This window comes from Carboxylicivirga fragile, assembly GCF_050589805.1.
In the GTDB taxonomy this organism is placed as follows: Bacteria; Bacteroidota; Bacteroidia; order Bacteroidales; family Marinilabiliaceae; genus Carboxylicivirga; species Carboxylicivirga fragile.
This window is the reverse complement of the sequence record NZ_JBNGOY010000003.1, coordinates 87,341-103,642: the sequence shown is the minus strand read 5'-3', so window position 1 is coordinate 103,642 and position 16,302 is coordinate 87,341. Positions and strand designations below refer to the sequence as shown.

Below are 16,302 nucleotides of genomic sequence, written 5' to 3'. Positions count from 1 at the left end.
AAGTAATAGTTTAATTAGTTATAATTGTCTTTTTAATAATAATTTTTTGTTAGAAGGCAAATATTTTAACACAGTTAAATCCTCACACTCAACCGAATCAACCACCTCAAAACCAATTTTTTGATTCGCTTTTAAAGCAGGTATATTACACTCAAACACCTGAGTATGCGCTATTTTTATTTCAGGGTTCTTTTCTTTATAATAAGCAAATATCTCTTCTGTCAGTCGACCTAGTAGGCCTTTCTTTCGGAATGATTCAATAACATAACCTGCCCCTTTCTGTACAGTACCATCTATGTAATCAATGTGAACTTGATTTAATAATCCACTCACCTTTGCAGCCTTTTGTATTGCCTGAGGAGGTAACACAAAACTTAACAAGTTACCTTTCAATTTACTCGACGCTAATCCTTCGCTACCTTCAACCCAAGCGCTTAAAGCAGCTACTATTTGGTTATCTGACTCAGCCACCATAAAACTAGACACAGATAATTCACAACCATCTATCTCTTCTTCAAGCACCTGCGTTAAATAATCTTCAGTTTCTGCTTCAGTAACTCCGAAGATCGAACTATAAGATAACACTTCTGTACCACTCTTTTCAGCTTCAATAATAGTTTTAACCAGAAAAGGTATATCTGCCTCCGTCGCATGACGTATGTTAATATAATCCATCACTCAATTGTTTTTTTAACTCTAACCGATCCGTTTTACCATTCGTATTAATTGGAAACTTTGAAACAAATACAAACTTTGATGGTATCATATATATCGGCAACTTTGTTTTTAAATATTCCTTGACTACAGCTTCATTATTTGGCTCTTCATTTTCAATGAACATGGCAATTTCATCAGTACCAAAACTGTTCTGATACACAACTGCAACTGCATTACTACCTTCAAGTACGTCTCGCACATGACATTCAATCTCGCCCAATTCAATTCTATAACCTTGAATTTTAACTTGGTAATCTAATCTACCACTTAGCATTAAATCACCCTGATCATCAATATAACATGCATCACCAGTTTTATAAAAACGCATTTGTTCATTATTGTACTCAGTAGTAAAAAATGAACTTTCATTTTTCTCAGGATTACGCCAATATCCTAAAGTTACTTGATCACCGGCTACACAAAGCTCTCCTTTTTTATTCTTTGGTAAAATTTTACCTTCTTCATCACAAATAATAGCATAAACCCCATCCATAGGCTTTCCAATACAGAACATTCCATTTAACTCTTTATTCTCTCCTTCACGAGTGTATAAATTATGAGTACAATAAATGGTAGCTTCTGTTGGACCGTATAAATCAAATATTTTAGCATTTGGAATACACTTAGACCATTCATCAATTAAACTTAAAGGTGATGCTTCAGCTGTTAATATATTATACCTTAATTCTGGCAAATCAATTTCATCGAAATATGGTTTAAGAAACCTGACCATAGATGGCGCCATAGCCCCAAATGTTAACGCTTGCTCTTCAAGCAACTCAGAAGCATAGCTATATTTTATTCTATCATGAGGGATGGTGTACATACATGCTCCCTTTGTTAAAGGCACAAGAAAAGATTGAACAGATACATCGAAAGTTAAATCGAAACATTGTAAACATCTATCATTCTCATCAATCTCAAAGCCAATATCCCAGAATGATTTTAAAAATGCACCAACATTCTTTCTAGTAATAGTTACTCCTTTCGGAGCACCTGTACTCCCCGAAGTAAATAAGATATATGCTAATTCTCTATCATCAATTTCGCTAAGTTCCAGATTAAGACTCGAAAACTCTAAATCTTTAGTTTTAATCGTATTAATGGAATCAAAAAAAGATTTATCACTTGAGTCAACAATCCAAGAAACATCAGCCTGTTTAATGATCTCTTCACCTCTATTTCGTGGATGTCCTGGATGAATCGGAACATAAGCGAAACCTTCCATCCATAACGCTAATATAGATGCGTAAGTTTCAATATCATCATTCGTAATTAAGCCTATATTTTTAGACGGTGTATTTATGGATTTTAGCTCTTTTCTAATTTTAGAAATACTTTCACCTAATTCTGAATACGTATAGTGCTTCTCATCAATAAAAAAAGCATTTCTTTGAGAAAAAGATTCAATAGCATTAACTATTGGTTGTAAAATGTAATTTTGAAACATAATTTCTAATCCTTAAGATTTATTATCAGCGACTTAATTCTTTATAAAAAATAAACTTACCATTTGATGGCAACAACTCATTAATCTTTTCATTATTTGAATTGTATTCCTCACTTAGCTCAAACTTCATCAGTTTAAAGTTCTGAATGGAGGCTGCATTATTTGCAAAAACTTGACAATATACACCTGTTGCTTCAGGGTGTAGATTAATTTGTTCCTGACAGAGCCTAACTAAAAGTAAATTCCCTTGATGCTCGGGCGCAACATATGCGGCTCCCAACCAAAAACTACCAGGTTTATATTCTGTGGACAGCTCGGAACAAATATGGTTTAATTTATTAGCCCGCATAAGAGCTTCTCTAGGCAATAAAAAACCTAACAGATTACCTTTAACATTTACTGAGGGAATTCCGTTTAAGGCTTCAACCCAAGCACTAAGCGATGCAACTGGTCTACCTTCGTATTCTGCAACAACAAAACCCGACAACCATAAATCACAATCTTCCATATCTTCCATCAACGCCTCAGACAACAAACTACGGACTTCAGCTTCTGTCAATCCAAATAATGTTGAATAACTTAACCTATCAGTTCCCGATTTCTCAGCTTCAATAATGCTTTCAACTATAAAATCGATGTCGGATTCATTCGCTTTCCTGAATGTATAATCTTTCATATTTTAATATTTACAATATATTGAGACGACAGTTTATGAACTAATTGTATCGCTTATAAAACTAGCTAAGGATTCAACATTTTTATAAGGACTATCAGGTCGGCCTAGAGCTTTCTCATCCACTAAATCAATTCGAGTTTCGAATCGCTCGTAAACCTTTTCTTCAATACTTATCAATAAATTTGCGAGACTAAGCGAGCCAAAACAACTATCCTGCCCTATTAACATTGTTGTTTCTTCAACTATTATATTGCATTCTAAATCATTCTTATTTTGATTTTTGATGCAATCAAGTATCAACTGTATAACTTCTTTTTTCATGCGTCAATAATTTATTTTCATTATCCATTTGAACACGAACAATCATGCTCAACAGATTAGACACCCTCTATCAATGTGTAATTCTTTCTTAAAACACGTCTACTGTTTATTAAACTAATTTTCTCAATTGTGGCCTATCAACCTTACCATTAATATTCAATGGAAATTCAATGTCACAAATCAGTTTTGTCGGACACATGTAAACTGGCAACTTAGTTTTTAAATAATTTGCTAATTCCTTTACATCAATTTTTCCCTCAATAAACAATGCTATTTCTGTATGACCTAATCGATTATCAAAAATAACAGCCACTGCGTTATGACCTTGAGAAAATTCGCGTGCTAAATGTTCTATTTCACCCAGCTCAATTCGATAACCTTGCACCTTTACTTGATAATCCAATCTTCCGGAAAGCATTATATCAGAATCAGAATCAATAAAACAAAGATCTCCTGTTTTATAAAATCTTTTCTCTTTGCCATTATATAGTTCTATAAAAAAGGCTTCCTCATTTTTCAGTTCATTCTTCCAATATCCTTTTGTAACAAGTTCTCCTGAAACGCAAAGCTCACCTTTCTCACCCTTCAATACCTCCTTATTGTCTTCATCAACAACAAGAATATCAACACCGTTTAAAGGCTTTCCAATTGACAACATCCCATTTAAATGTTTATTTTTCTTATTCTGGTAAAACTCAGAATATGTGCAATATATGGTCGCTTCAGTTGGACCATATAAATTATAAATATTTGAATTTGGAATGCAATCCTTCCATTCCTTAATTAAATCAAGAGCTGATGCCTCCGCACAAAGAATATTACATTTTAAATGTGGTAAATCAATCTCTTCAAAATATGGGCGTAAGAACCGTATCATCGAAGGAGGTGTCGCTCCAAATGTTAATTCATGATCTTCAAGTAATTCAACAGTATATGTTGGTTTTATCTTGTCATGACCTACTGTATAAGTACAAGCCCCTTTTTGTAGTGGCACCAAATACGATTGAATTGAAATATCAAATGAAAGATCGAAATACTGTAAACACTTATCCGTTTCATCAACTTGGAAACCAATCTGCCAAAAAGCACTCATAAAGGCAACCAAGTTAGCTCGTGTAATGGGCACGCCTTTAGGTTTACCTGTGCTACCAGAAGTAAATAGGATATAGGCTAAACTATCTTCATTGGTATTGACTGGCACAAGGTTTAATTCGCAATCAGAAAGCTCCTTACTCTTAATAATGACAACTTCCTGATAATGACAATCCAGTGAAGAATCAATAAACAATCCAATTTCCGCTTCTTCAATAATTCCTTGCCCTCTATCCAAAGGATAACTAGGGTGAATAGGTACATATGCCAATCCTTCTAACCATATTGCAAAAATTGATGCATATGTCTCTAAGTCATCATTAGCCATTAATCCAACGTTCTTGCCTTCAAAGTCAGATTCTTGTATTCTTGCTCTAACCTTTGATATGCATAAGCCAAAATCGCGATACGTATAATAGGATTCTCCTATCATAAAAGCATTACGATCCGCAAACTGCTCAATAGAATTTAAAACTGGATTTAATATTTCTTTTACAAACATCATTATTCTTTATAAAACCACGAATTTAGAAAAGTTATTTCTAACTAAACAATTGTGACTCCTTCATGATAATTGGTTGCTCATCCACATCGCGAAGGAAAATCATGTCTTTTTCAAACTCATACAATTTGAATTCCATATCGAAGTTAGGATCTCCATCGAGCAATCTAATCATATCCTCAGGAATGTTAGCTCCACCAGCGGCATATGCTTGAGTAAATGCAACAAAACGTACATTAATCTCTGTCACCATAGGCTTACCATCAGCATCTTCTTTTAAATCTACCGTAAAAAAACCATGCTTTGGTGCGCCTGTCTTTTCAATCATAGTTTCAATAGCCTGCTTGGCAACATCAAATACACCCTCGTCATTTACTAAACGTCCAAAACACGTATTACCTGTTATTCCCGATGGGGAAACCTTTGACATGATGTAGTAAACCCTTTCAGCAATTGCACTTCTAACTAACTTACCATTATAATAAAGCATCTTACAGCCTAGATTTCTTCCTGGCAGGTATTCACTAGCCAAAAACTTCTCAACATTTGGATTTATTGTAATCCAATTTTTTAAGTCACCAGCAGATTTAATCAGCATTGAACCAAGACCACTTGAGCCTAAGGCACTTCTTATCCAAAATGGATAGGCCAACTTCCCTTCTTGTTCATCAATGTCAGCATCTTTATCGATGGTAAATGACTTTGGAACTATTCCTAACGGCATTAAGGCATCGGTTAATTGTGCTTTATCAACAATAACAGATGCGAGGTTATAATCAGGCAATAATACTTTACAAGGAAAATCATAACTTTGAGCTCTTTTGGCCCACTCTACAACTTCCAATTCAGGGTTTATTATTGCAATATCAATTTTCTCTTCTTTTATTATTTTATCAATCTCTTCCCAATAGTTTGGCGCATCAACACGAGGAACTAAATAAGTTTTATTAAACAACTCATTCATATAAAGTCCAATGGCGTACTTATTAATATCAGTGCCAATGATCTCATAACGTGCATACTTACTATATTTTCTTAATGAATGTGCAAAACTACGTGGAGTTACACCGCCTACACCAGTAATTAATATTTTCATAGCTATCAGGTTTTATTAATAATGTTATTGTATCTATTTTAAGATATTAGTTTTTACTACCAGTAAAACGTGGCATAGCCACATCCCCTTCATGCGAAATTCCTTCGCGCTTGAACACTTTAAAAAAGGTTAAGAATAATATTTTAATATCGAGCCAAAAACTTCGGTTCTCAACATACCAAACATCCAACTTAAATTTATCGTCCCAAGATATTGCGTTACGACCATTAACTTGTGCCCAACCTGTAATACCAGGTAAGACTTCATGACGTTTATTCTGAAAATCGTTGTACAATGGCAAATAATCCATCAACAAAGGTCGTGGTCCCACAAGGCTCATCTTTCCAATTAAGACATTGTACAAACCTGGTAATTCATCCAAACTCGAACTTCTCAGAAAAGCACCGAATTTTGTCATACGTTGAGCATTGGGTAAAAGCTTACCGTTTGGATCGGTCGCATTCGTCATTGACCTAAATTTATACATATTAAAAGGCTTGGCATCTTTACCTGGTCGAACCTGTGAAAACAATACAGGTTTTCCATGATAGATCAAAACAAACACCGCCGTTATTAATGAAACAGGCAATACAACTGTCAATCCAAGCAATACTACAACTAAATCAAGTAGTCGTTTCATATAATTCTAATTTACTTTCATTTGCCATATGGAACTCTCAAGTAAATTTTATCATCCTTCTGTGTGAAAATTTAGATAATCAAATTTACATGGTCGTTTCATGTGTAAATATTTTATTAGTCACATGGGCGCGCTAGCAAACGCACTCGCCATGAACTTATTTATTAGTAAAGTTATTTAATACTTTTTTTCTCTTACCTGATGATAATACCGGAATTTCATCAACATACTCAATCTCAACTTTGGCGCCTTCCCCTAAATAGGCTGCAAATTCTTCCTTTAATTCTTCAGCTCGACTAAATTCACCGTCAAGATTTAAAAGAAACTTATAGTCTGTTTCAGAATTCTGAATAAACTGATATTGTTTTACCTCTTTGTATTTCCACAGGTTATTTGTTACAATGTAAGAAGACATCAGAGAACCAGAAGTATCGTAAATCAAATCCATCTTTCTACCTTCAATACTTTTAAATACCGGTCTAATATCACCAAACACTTCTTTTTGATCAAGTACACCTATATCGCCAGTATCGTAACGAATTAGAGGCATGCAAAAGTTGAACAAATCAGTAATGACTATCCGACCAGCTTCTCCATATGCAACAGGTTTATCAGAATCCAAATCTAGAATTTCGACATGGTAACTAGCATTGTTTATTAAAAACTCATCAGAACCATCATTTAATTGTTGAGCAATAATGCCATTTTCCATGTTAGAATAACGTGAAACGGCATTGGCATTTAGATATTTTGAAATCAATTCTCTACTAGCCTTGCTAAAAGCCTCAGACATTGCGATGATTGCTTTCACATTGTGATTTAGTGGCTTTAATTCATTCTTTTGCATATAAAATGCGATAGCATCATAAACCGACGAATAGGCCAAAAGAGCTTTTGCACTTTTATCCTTTTGTAATGCTTTTACAATTTGTGGCAAAGTCTCATCATCAAGTATGGATACATCAATCGGAACTATATTTTGCATCTTCTGCAGTAGACTGCCCTTTTGATTGACTTTATTCCAGATTTTGAAATAGAACAACTTCTGACCAATATCAAAACCAGCGAGCTTACCAAAATAAATGGTATCACTGGTATTACGAATGCTTTTACGAAGATCTTGTTTTATCGAAAATGGAGTACCTGTTGAACCACTGGTTACAACACTTTTAAATTCTTGATAGGACTCATTAGAACTTACGAATTGCGCATCATTATCACGAATCAATAATTTATTTACTACCGGAAAATCAGTTAATGTAGTGCTTTCAATACCATTATAATATGGAACACTCTCGCATACATGCTTGAGTAGTGTTTTTAAGTAAGCTCCATGCTGTTGATTTGATTTAGTACCTGAATAATGCTCAACCTGCTGTTGCACATCATTAAAGTGCGATCGTAACTTACCTCCTTTTAACAAGTCCATTTGCCAAAAGGCTAATGCTCTAACTTTATCTCCTATACCTGCCATTCGTAATTAATTACTTTATTTCTGACTCACAAGATCCATTAACTCAACCGAATTCATGAATTCAATATCCGGCCAACGTTTTTTCACTTCCTTCAGTAAACGCTTAAGATCAGATAATCCTTTTTTACGGTTTTCGACTGAGATATGTCCACAATAATTAACCCGGTGTGAACTTATAACAGCAGGATGCTTCATTCGAAAGGCCACTTCAATCTGCTTTAGTGTATAATTTACCCAATCAAACCCTCGATCTTCACATGGTTCAAAAAGCACATTCCGGATGTTATAGATCATCCCTAATTTATTCTTCTTGCCGATGTAATTAATCTCTTTTCTAAACTGTCCTTCTCCAAGGTGTTCATTCTTGATGAATGGTGTATCAAGGTATTTTATTCCATTTCTATGAAGATGCTGATGAAGCGAACTATGCTCTGGCTGCCCGGGGGCGTTAAAGTAGACTGAGCGAAATCCAAATACTTTCTCAAAGGCATTTAAACCATCCTCGATAATAGGTCCAAAGTTTAAGGTTTCTTCTAATTTCCAAAAATCAAAAGCTGCACTCCAGTCGATTGTGGCATAACCCGTGCTTGAGATACTTGTGTAAGAACGATTCTTTAAAACCGTCAATATTTCAGGATCACGTTTTGCCAACTTCTCATTTAATACTTTCAAGCTAATATGCTCTCTGCCGTGAAATTGAGGCATAAGATAACCTTCATCCATTCCCTTTTTCCATAAATCCCAAGTCCCTGAATAGGCCTTATCGTCACGGTCTGCTAACTTTTTAAAAGTCTGCGGTAGCAATTCATATCTGTATTCTTGATAATCCTCCTCGACCATTCTATCATAGTCAATATTGCATGGTACCGAGAAAGCTGTTACTTTGGCATGCTCCCCATTTTTACCTTTAACAGAGTCAAGGGTTTCGTATAGTATTTCTAAATCTTCACGATTTTCCATCGCATCATAAGCATCAAACCTTAATGGCACTTCCAAACCAGCTTGATCCATGCGTTCCCTTGCTTCTTTTGAGTCTACTCTAACATTTCCATAATCATCAACCGCTAGTACAAGTATTTTACGATTAGTCTTCCAACCTAGCAGGTTTTTAAGGTGAAGTTGGACATTAGTTTTGAGCGTATTAATCATGGACATTTGATGTATTAGAATATTCTATTATTATTTTGATGCGCTCATGTGCGCCTCTCTTATTTGATCGGCATTTGCTGAAGTAAATTTCTTAGCTTCTTGAATGGCATTTTCACAATACTCAGCATATAGGTTTTTATCGTCTTTCAGATTCTGAACAAAAGCTGCCATCTCGTTAATATGATTCGAAGTAAAAGCATCGCCAGTTTTACTTGATTCAAGCAAACGAGATAAATCTGAATCTTTACCACCGATGCAAAGAATAGGAGTACCCGCACCTAACAAATTAAATGTTTTACTTGGTATTGAAACGTTAGCTAAAGATTGAGAAAGCGATACCACGCCTAAATTAGTCGCAGCCAAACCTGCCAAAAATAACTCAACTGATTGTTTCGGAAGTAACTGACAATTGTTCAATTTCCTCTGTTCAATTTCCTCATTTAGCATCTTGTATTTCCAGCCTTGTCCCGCAATTACTATCATTATATCATTGTTATCCTTCAATTGCTCAGCTAAATCGACCAAAGCTTCAACTTCATGCTCTTTGCCCAAATTACCAGAATACATAACGATAAACTTATCTTGAAACCCATATTTCACAACGAATGGATTATCCTTAGTAGAATAATCGGGTAAATTGAAGCCTGAAGACCAAGCTGGAATGACTTTAATTTTCTCTTTATCAACATAATTACTTAAACTATCAGCCATTCCTGAAGTTAAAGTAACCAACGATTTGGCATACTTTAAATACTTCCGATTAACCGATGTCCAAAATTTAATGATAAAATTATCATTCTTTGTGAAATTACCCATGTGTATTGCATCTGGGTATAAATCTAAAACCAATAACGAAAAACATCTTTTCTTTAGAAAAGCTAATAGGAAAACTATTGTTGGTGGATTAGTGGAAAAAAACAGCTCATATTTACGATACTTTGTTAGCACATTAAAGAACACCTGTATTGTTGCAAAAATCCATGATATGGCTCTTGTCAATGTACTCTTACGGTTGTATTTATATAGGTTATGAACCTTTATTTTTTCACTAAGTTCCGAATCCATACTCACAAGATAGCCTGTCATCAAAACTATTTCATCATACCCTTTGGCAAAGGCATTGGCAATATCAATAGACAGGTAACCCGAATCTTGATTAACTAATACAATTTTCTTCTTCATTTCTCAAATAGGATTCTTAATTGAAAACTTTCAAGAAGTTTTCAGCCTCAACTTTTATTCTCTGTCCGTAGTCTTCATAAATCTTTGCTTGCATATCCCTCTTTGGCATTTCTACTAAGATGTCAGCTAACTCCATATATTTTTCAGCGTTAAAGAACTTAGCAAATTCACCCACTTGTTCAATATTGACAGGAATATTTGATGCTACAACTGGCACCTGCAACGATCTGGCATCCTCAATAACCGTACTCCACCCTTCAAAAAGACTAGGCTGAATAATGGCTTGACTATTTTTCATCAATTGAATTTGATCTTGTCGAGGAATAAGCTTCAACATACTTATTTGATCTTCCAATTGGTTTTCTTCTATTATCCTCAATAATTCGGCGATATAAGGTGATTGCTTATTCTGAGGAAAACTTCCTGTAAAGACGATGTGCTTTTTAACACCTCTCTTCTTCAACTCTGCCAAGGCTAATAAAACGGCTTTATGGTTTTTATGCGTGTGAAATTGATTGCATACCATAAAATACTCATCGGGACAATTGTACTTAGAATTAAGCACTTCTTTGCTTACTTCTTCAAAATCTTCATTTATGGTAACAAAATGATAAACATGTATTTTTAAACGTTTCTTCAGTTTGTAAAACTTCGAAAAATCATCTTTAACAGCTTGACTCGAGACAACTAAATCCGATGTGTTTCGCAACATAAAAAATAGACGAATAGCTCGATGAATTAAGGTTTCTTTCGTGAAAAATTCAGGATAATACTTGTGCTGTAAATCTGCATACCAAGCAATAACCTTAGCCTTAGTACGTGTTTTAATCGGGTAATTTCGATTAGGATAAACCGCATCAAGTTCATGTTCCTCGATGAGATCGTCGACAAATAAGTTTTTTCGACTCATCCATGATTTCCAAAATCCTTTGATAATGGATGGAGTCGTCTTTTTTACAAATGTTATATATGGATACTTTATATCTCCTAGATGTTTCTCTAATTCGCTTGTATAAAAGAACACGACTTCAGGTTTATCCTTATCGTCTAAGTAATTTAAAGTCTTTACTAGATTAATTACATATGTAATGCCACCCATCCAGGTAGCTTGGAAGTCGAATAACAGTCCTAATTTGACTCTTTTATCTCCGGCTTGATTTGTCATTTTATACTTAGTTAATGCTTTTTACCCATTTATAATAATCCTTTAAACCATCATTGATATCAACTTCAGGTTTGTAACCTAACTCTTGTAAACGAGATATATCGGCTCGCCAGTTTAACGGATCTCCTTTACGATTTGAGCCTGAAAAACGATAATCTACTTTTTCATTATAAAAGCCAAAGAAAATACCAACAGCATCTTTTATTTTGACTTCTACGCCATTTGCTATATTAATAATCTCAGCTTCAAAACTTGTGTTCTTAGCAACTAATTCAATGGCTCTTACTAAATCATCTACATGAATAAAATCGCGAGACTCCTCTCCAGTACCAAATAATTCAATGGACCCTTTAGTTTCTGTCTTTTTATTCAAATCCCAGAATAACTGTTTCATTAAGCCCGTTCCATAAACAGAGAAGATTCGTAATGAACACGTCTTTATCCCAAAAAACCGATGGAACTCTTCACATATTTGTTCAGCTTGGTGCTTATGAATTCCGTATGGAGATAGTGGGCCTGTAGGATCACTTTCCTTTATAGGTAATTGTTGTGGATTACCATATACGGCAGCGCTACCAAGGTTGATAAATTGACATGCCGATTGATACTTATTTATCGCTGAGAGAATATTAAATACATTAACTGTATTTAGATAATAATCTCGCATCGGATTTTTTATCGAATCAGGTACACTTGCTGCTCCGGAGCAATTTACACACAAGTCAAATTCGTTATTCTGAAAAACATTATTAAAATCAGAATTAGAAGCATCTATTAAAAAATAAGTATCCGCTTCTGCATAATCAACAACTACATCCGCTCCCCAAACAGAATGCCCATTACTTTTAAAGTGTTTTACCAAATGTTGACCAATAAACCCTTTTGAACCAATAACAACTACCTTCATCTGTTATGTTTTTGAGTTATGAAATTATAGAAGCGCTCTCCTATGTGTTCTTTGGAGAAAGCTTTAATATCACTCTGCCCTTGGACACCAAATTCAGCTCGCATGGTGGCATCATCCATCAATTTTGACAAGTTCGTCTCAAACAAATCGTCATTAAAAAGAGGAATCAGAAAACCATTATTTCCATCATTAATCATTTCAGCTGGTCCGGCATTACAGTCGTAGGCTATTACTGGCAAACCAGAAGACATAGCTTCTCCAATCACATTTGGAAAACCCTCGGAGCTTGATGTAAAAGCGAAAATTGAGCTCTTATTTAAAATTTCATCAATGTTATTCTGCTTTCCCGTAAAAATTACTTGCTCCGCGATATTTAAATCACTTGCTAATTGTTTCAAACGATCCATATTGTTTTGCTTCAAATGATCGTATCCAACCAACATTAATTTCCAATCGGGATTAGCTATTTTTGCAAAAATCTGAATCAAGCGATCTTGATTTTTACTTTTGATTAAGCGCCCAACCATTACAACAACTTTATCTCTTTGCAACTCTGGTTCCGCCATTTTTATTTCTCGAATCGGATTACCAATAACAGCAATGTTGTCATGTAAGGTGTGCTTAAGAAAAATATCTTTCCCTCGTTCCGTTTGCAGTATTACACCTGTAGCTTTAGGATACAACCAATGACGTAAAGCATCGTGCAACTTCCCAAGACTCTTATCTGGTTGGCTCCGATCCGAAACGTAGGTTTTGTAGTTTAATCCGAGTAGTGATAGTAAAAAGAAGTTATTCCAATACTCACCAAAACTCAATAAGGTATCAGGGCCTAATTGCTTAACTTTCTTTCTTAAAAAAAACAATGTTTTTACAGTACTGAAAAAACGTTTCTTGTTATTAAATTCAAACGCCGGTTTATGTATTGTAATGTTATCAGGAACAGAGAAAAACATTTCACGTGTTATTCCATACAAAATCAAGTGTACTTCAACATTTGGTTTAGCTGAAAAAATCGCCGCCAATTCCGACATAACACGTTCCATCCCTCCAGCTTGAAGAGATGGGATAACTAAACAAATTCGTTTATTACTCATGATTGTACTCGATGAATAAATAAAGTTCTTTAGGACTTAATTGTAGATAAATCAATCTTCTCTCCAAAACTCAAATCCATTTCGTATGGCAATAATTGATCAAAACCTCCTCCATGGCATTGTGTAATTTCACCGAAGTAGAGCACCCCATCCACATCATAAAAGTCTACACGAACATATTTATATAATTTGGCAACTTCTTTACCAAATTCAATCATCTTATCCAGGGTCGCTGGTGGATCAATATCTTCGCCTGTAATATCAGATAAATCCTTCCCTTTGCGAGCCCATGTGAAATCCATCTGTTTCCAGTTGGCATCATAAATATTTCGCTTATTTGAGCCCTCACGATCAACCGACACATAAATAAACTCAAGTTTACCCTCCACAAAGTTTAGTTTGTAATCATTAGGTACATAACCATCCTTATCAAACAGCATCTTCTCTACTACAATGCGAGGTTCTATATTTTTATACTGCCACTCTCTCTCGATCCAAAAATAGTTGGTCTTCATCCATTTTCGATAGTAGTGTCTAATCTCTTTCCAATCCTCCTTGTTCTTATCCCTAACAATAACCGTATTTCCAAACCCATGGTTTGTTTTCATGGCGATTGGATAATCAGGTAGGTTCTCAGGTTTTAAATCACGGTAGTTCGTTGTATGAAATGGAAGTGGAATGAGATATTCTTTACCAAATTTCTCTGCAATGTATTCGCGAGCAGCATACTTATCTGCATGAATCGTATAATGTTCTTGACGATCGTGAATTTTCAACCATTGCAATTTCTCATTAAGAGTAAGTGGGTTTTCTAAATCCAATGGATAATCTTGAAAAATAGAAAATTTCTTTTTCAAATACGTTTCATCTGAATAACGTTTACTTGTAAAATACAGTCTCAAATTTTTAACGCCCAGATACAATGGAAAAAACAGTCTATTGTTTTCTATTAAATTCTTAAAGAACGACTTCGCACTCATCTTTTTATGGTTTATTTCTCTATTATTATCAAACCTTGATTACCCAATCACTTTGACCAGATAATCTCTTGGAAATTATTTTCTTTACTCCAATTCTGTGACATAGACTCTGACACAACTACGGCTTTCTCAGTTAATCGCATCATAGGTAAATCAGAAGGGCTATCCGAATAAGAAATACTATCTGAATAATCTAAATCTTCATTACCAAAATAAGCTTCGATACGTTTAACTTTTTCGGTATAAATACAATCTTTACCCAACATCTTACCTAAGCACTTTTTTCCATCCGAACTAAAAGCCAATTCAGTAGCAATAAGATGCTTAATACTATATTCTTGAGTAAAATATTTTAAATAAACGGCATACCCTGCTGAAACAACAATGATGTTATAATCTTTTTTTTGAAGGTCTAATAATTCATCAAGTACTTTGCTAATCAAGTTTGGTTTTATCTGCGTTAAGTAATACTCCTTTGCATATTCATTAAGTGTATCAGAAGAAACACCTTTTAACTGCATTAATTTAAACTTCTTAATAACACCAGCATTCGGAAAAAACTTATTTAAAAAAAGATTAAACCTTAGTTTTAAGAGCACAAGCAAACTGAAATTCAGAAATCTCATTGAAGACTTATTGCTTTTCTTTCGAACGAAGTCGACAAAAGCATCGGCCGTCTGAAAGTTTGCTAAAGTCTCGCAAAAATCAAAATAAGCAATTTTGTTCATCTTACTTATTCAGGAATTGCTTGATAACACCTTGTACACGTTTCATTTGTTCACGTGTGCCAATGGTAATTCTGAAACAATCTAGTAACAATGAACTATGTGCAAAATCACGAACGAAAATATCCGATGCTTCAAAGTGTGCTATCAAATCATTTTTATTCACTAAACTTGATACTCGAATCAACAAAAAGTTACCCGCATCATTAAATGTCTCTAACGAAGGACTCATAGAGCTAATGAATTGTACAAATTCTTTCTTTGCCTTGTTCACCTCCTTAACGTAATCATACATGTATTTTACGTCATTCAAGGCGGCAATAGCAGCTACTTGAGCAAAAGTTGTAAAATTCTTAGGATTACGAACTTTAGAAATAGTATTGATATTGTCAACAGAAGACAACATATAACCAACTCTAAAAGAAGCCAAGGCAAATGCCTTCGACATTGTTCTAGAGATAAGTATATTATCATACTTAAATATTAATTCTTTAGCTGTTACACCAATAAACTCAAAGTAGGCCTCATCAATTAAAAATAATGTTTCAGTAAAAGTACTCAACAACCTCTCTAAATAATCAAGTGGTAGTAAGTTGCCTGTAGGATTATTAGGATTACAGATATAAACCAATGATGGATTGGTACGGTAAATATCATTTTCAAAACGACTCTCCGAAAGCGTAAAATCATTGGTATATTCACTATAGTAGACTTTTCCTCCCTGAGCTTCACAAGTCAAACGAAAATTATCGTAGGTAGGCCCTAAAATTAAAACCGGATCTCCAACACTAATAAAAACACGTGCAATATACTCGTGTAACACATCAGAGCTAGCAAAGTATTGTAAGTTACCCTTTGGCACTCCTGCATATTCAGCAAAAGCTTTGTGCAACTCTTCACAATAAGAACTTGGATATAGATTATAATCAGGTTGATCATTCATCAACTCCATCAATCGCTCATGAACCAGAGGGCTTGGTGGAATTGTTGCTTCATTCCAATCTAGTTTTAAAATATTGCTTCTTTCGCTTTTAGGTACATCCCAAATTTTATGAGAAGCCAATTTATATGGTGCAAGGTTCCGTAAATATTTATTAACGTATCTCATTGTATTTTATTTATTCCGTTTTCT

Annotated in this window: 16 protein-coding genes; all 16 read right to left on the bottom strand. The window is 34.5% G+C overall.

Going from position 1 to position 16,302, the window contains the following annotated elements; translation table 11 throughout:
* Window positions 1–18 precede the first annotated feature (18 nt).
* A complete protein-coding gene (locus ACRD7B_RS02265) occupies window positions 19–675 on the bottom strand; it encodes a GNAT family N-acetyltransferase (RefSeq protein WP_430822835.1) in 657 nt (218 codons plus the stop codon).
* Entirely contained in the window at window positions 662–2,167 is a 1,506-nt protein-coding gene (locus ACRD7B_RS02260) for an AMP-binding protein (RefSeq protein ID WP_430822834.1), read from the bottom strand. Before ACRD7B_RS02260 ends, ACRD7B_RS02265 begins: the two co-directional genes overlap by 14 nt.
* A gap of 25 nt (window positions 2,168–2,192) precedes the next feature.
* Window positions 2,193–2,843: a hypothetical protein gene (locus ACRD7B_RS02255; RefSeq protein ID WP_430822833.1), complete on the bottom strand. Its 651-nt coding sequence runs from the start codon at window positions 2,841–2,843 to the stop codon at window positions 2,193–2,195.
* 33 nt (window positions 2,844–2,876) lie between these two features.
* On the bottom strand, window positions 2,877–3,164 hold the full coding sequence (locus ACRD7B_RS02250) for a hypothetical protein (protein ID WP_430822832.1): 288 nt from the start codon (window positions 3,162–3,164) through the stop codon (window positions 2,877–2,879).
* Window positions 3,165–3,273: 109 nt separating this feature from the next.
* On the bottom strand, window positions 3,274–4,761 hold the full coding sequence (locus ACRD7B_RS02245; RefSeq protein WP_430822831.1) for an AMP-binding protein: 1,488 nt from the start codon (window positions 4,759–4,761) through the stop codon (window positions 3,274–3,276).
* A gap of 37 nt (window positions 4,762–4,798) precedes the next feature.
* Entirely contained in the window at window positions 4,799–5,854 is a 1,056-nt protein-coding gene (locus ACRD7B_RS02240) for an ATP-grasp domain-containing protein (RefSeq protein ID WP_430822830.1), read from the bottom strand.
* Between the two features lie 46 nt (window positions 5,855–5,900).
* Window positions 5,901–6,494, bottom strand: a complete 594-nt coding sequence (locus ACRD7B_RS02235; RefSeq protein ID WP_430822829.1) for a sugar transferase — start codon at window positions 6,492–6,494, stop codon at window positions 5,901–5,903.
* Between the two features lie 157 nt (window positions 6,495–6,651).
* Window positions 6,652–7,968 (bottom strand): phenylacetate--CoA ligase family protein, encoded by a 1,317-nt coding sequence (locus tag ACRD7B_RS02230; protein ID WP_430822827.1) that lies wholly within the window; start codon window positions 7,966–7,968, stop codon window positions 6,652–6,654.
* A gap of 15 nt (window positions 7,969–7,983) precedes the next feature.
* Window positions 7,984–9,117: a hypothetical protein gene (locus tag ACRD7B_RS02225; protein WP_430822826.1), complete on the bottom strand. Its 1,134-nt coding sequence runs from the start codon at window positions 9,115–9,117 to the stop codon at window positions 7,984–7,986.
* A gap of 30 nt (window positions 9,118–9,147) precedes the next feature.
* Entirely contained in the window at window positions 9,148–10,299 is a 1,152-nt protein-coding gene (locus ACRD7B_RS02220; protein WP_430822825.1) for a glycosyltransferase family 4 protein, read from the bottom strand.
* A 16-nt stretch (window positions 10,300–10,315) separates the two neighbouring features.
* Complete coding sequence (locus tag ACRD7B_RS02215) at window positions 10,316–11,464, bottom strand: glycosyltransferase family 4 protein (RefSeq protein WP_430822824.1); 1,149 nt, start codon at window positions 11,462–11,464, stop codon at window positions 10,316–10,318.
* A gap of 7 nt (window positions 11,465–11,471) precedes the next feature.
* Window positions 11,472–12,371 carry an NAD-dependent epimerase/dehydratase family protein gene (locus ACRD7B_RS02210; RefSeq protein ID WP_430822823.1) on the bottom strand — a complete coding sequence of 300 codons (900 nt, stop codon included), beginning with the start codon at window positions 12,369–12,371 and terminating at the stop codon, window positions 11,472–11,474.
* A complete protein-coding gene (locus tag ACRD7B_RS02205; RefSeq protein WP_430822822.1) occupies window positions 12,368–13,465 on the bottom strand; it encodes a glycosyltransferase in 1,098 nt (365 codons plus the stop codon). The genes ACRD7B_RS02210 and ACRD7B_RS02205 overlap by 4 nt, the downstream gene beginning before the upstream one ends.
* 29 nt (window positions 13,466–13,494) lie before the next feature.
* Window positions 13,495–14,445 carry an ATP-grasp fold amidoligase family protein gene (locus ACRD7B_RS02200; protein ID WP_430822821.1) on the bottom strand — a complete coding sequence of 317 codons (951 nt, stop codon included), beginning with the start codon at window positions 14,443–14,445 and terminating at the stop codon, window positions 13,495–13,497.
* A gap of 47 nt (window positions 14,446–14,492) precedes the next feature.
* A complete protein-coding gene (locus ACRD7B_RS02195; protein WP_430822820.1) occupies window positions 14,493–15,173 on the bottom strand; it encodes an HAD-IB family hydrolase in 681 nt (226 codons plus the stop codon).
* A 1-nt stretch (window position 15,174) separates the two neighbouring features.
* A complete protein-coding gene (locus ACRD7B_RS02190; protein WP_430822819.1) occupies window positions 15,175–16,278 on the bottom strand; it encodes a pyridoxal phosphate-dependent aminotransferase in 1,104 nt (367 codons plus the stop codon).
* Between the last annotated feature and the right edge of the window lie 24 nt (window positions 16,279–16,302).

What these genes read in the sequence shown, in the direction of transcription:
- ACRD7B_RS02220 (WP_430822825.1), bottom strand. Translation starts at nt 10,299, where the DNA reads ATGAAGAAGAAAATTGTATTAGTTAATCAAGATTCGGGTTACCTGTCT.
- ACRD7B_RS02245 (WP_430822831.1), bottom strand. Translation starts at nt 4,761, where the DNA reads ATGATGTTTGTAAAAGAAATATTAAATCCAGTTTTAAATTCTATTGAG.
- ACRD7B_RS02210 (WP_430822823.1), bottom strand. Translation starts at nt 12,371, where the DNA reads ATGAAGGTAGTTGTTATTGGTTCAAAAGGGTTTATTGGTCAACATTTG.
- ACRD7B_RS02240 (WP_430822830.1), bottom strand. Translation starts at nt 5,854, where the DNA reads ATGAAAATATTAATTACTGGTGTAGGCGGTGTAACTCCACGTAGTTTT.
- ACRD7B_RS02190 (WP_430822819.1), bottom strand. Translation starts at nt 16,278, where the DNA reads ATGAGATACGTTAATAAATATTTACGGAACCTTGCACCATATAAATTG.
- ACRD7B_RS02260 (WP_430822834.1), bottom strand. Translation starts at nt 2,167, where the DNA reads ATGTTTCAAAATTACATTTTACAACCAATAGTTAATGCTATTGAATCT.
- ACRD7B_RS02225 (WP_430822826.1), bottom strand. Translation starts at nt 9,117, where the DNA reads ATGATTAATACGCTCAAAACTAATGTCCAACTTCACCTTAAAAACCTG.
- ACRD7B_RS02265 (WP_430822835.1), bottom strand. Translation starts at nt 675, where the DNA reads ATGGATTATATTAACATACGTCATGCGACGGAGGCAGATATACCTTTT.
- ACRD7B_RS02205 (WP_430822822.1), bottom strand. Translation starts at nt 13,465, where the DNA reads ATGAGTAATAAACGAATTTGTTTAGTTATCCCATCTCTTCAAGCTGGA.
- ACRD7B_RS02255 (WP_430822833.1), bottom strand. Translation starts at nt 2,843, where the DNA reads ATGAAAGATTATACATTCAGGAAAGCGAATGAATCCGACATCGATTTT.
- ACRD7B_RS02200 (WP_430822821.1), bottom strand. Translation starts at nt 14,445, where the DNA reads ATGAGTGCGAAGTCGTTCTTTAAGAATTTAATAGAAAACAATAGACTG.
- ACRD7B_RS02230 (WP_430822827.1), bottom strand. Translation starts at nt 7,968, where the DNA reads ATGGCAGGTATAGGAGATAAAGTTAGAGCATTAGCCTTTTGGCAAATG.
- ACRD7B_RS02235 (WP_430822829.1), bottom strand. Translation starts at nt 6,494, where the DNA reads ATGAAACGACTACTTGATTTAGTTGTAGTATTGCTTGGATTGACAGTT.
- ACRD7B_RS02195 (WP_430822820.1), bottom strand. Translation starts at nt 15,173, where the DNA reads ATGAACAAAATTGCTTATTTTGATTTTTGCGAGACTTTAGCAAACTTT.
- ACRD7B_RS02250 (WP_430822832.1), bottom strand. Translation starts at nt 3,164, where the DNA reads ATGAAAAAAGAAGTTATACAGTTGATACTTGATTGCATCAAAAATCAA.
- ACRD7B_RS02215 (WP_430822824.1), bottom strand. Translation starts at nt 11,464, where the DNA reads ATGACAAATCAAGCCGGAGATAAAAGAGTCAAATTAGGACTGTTATTC.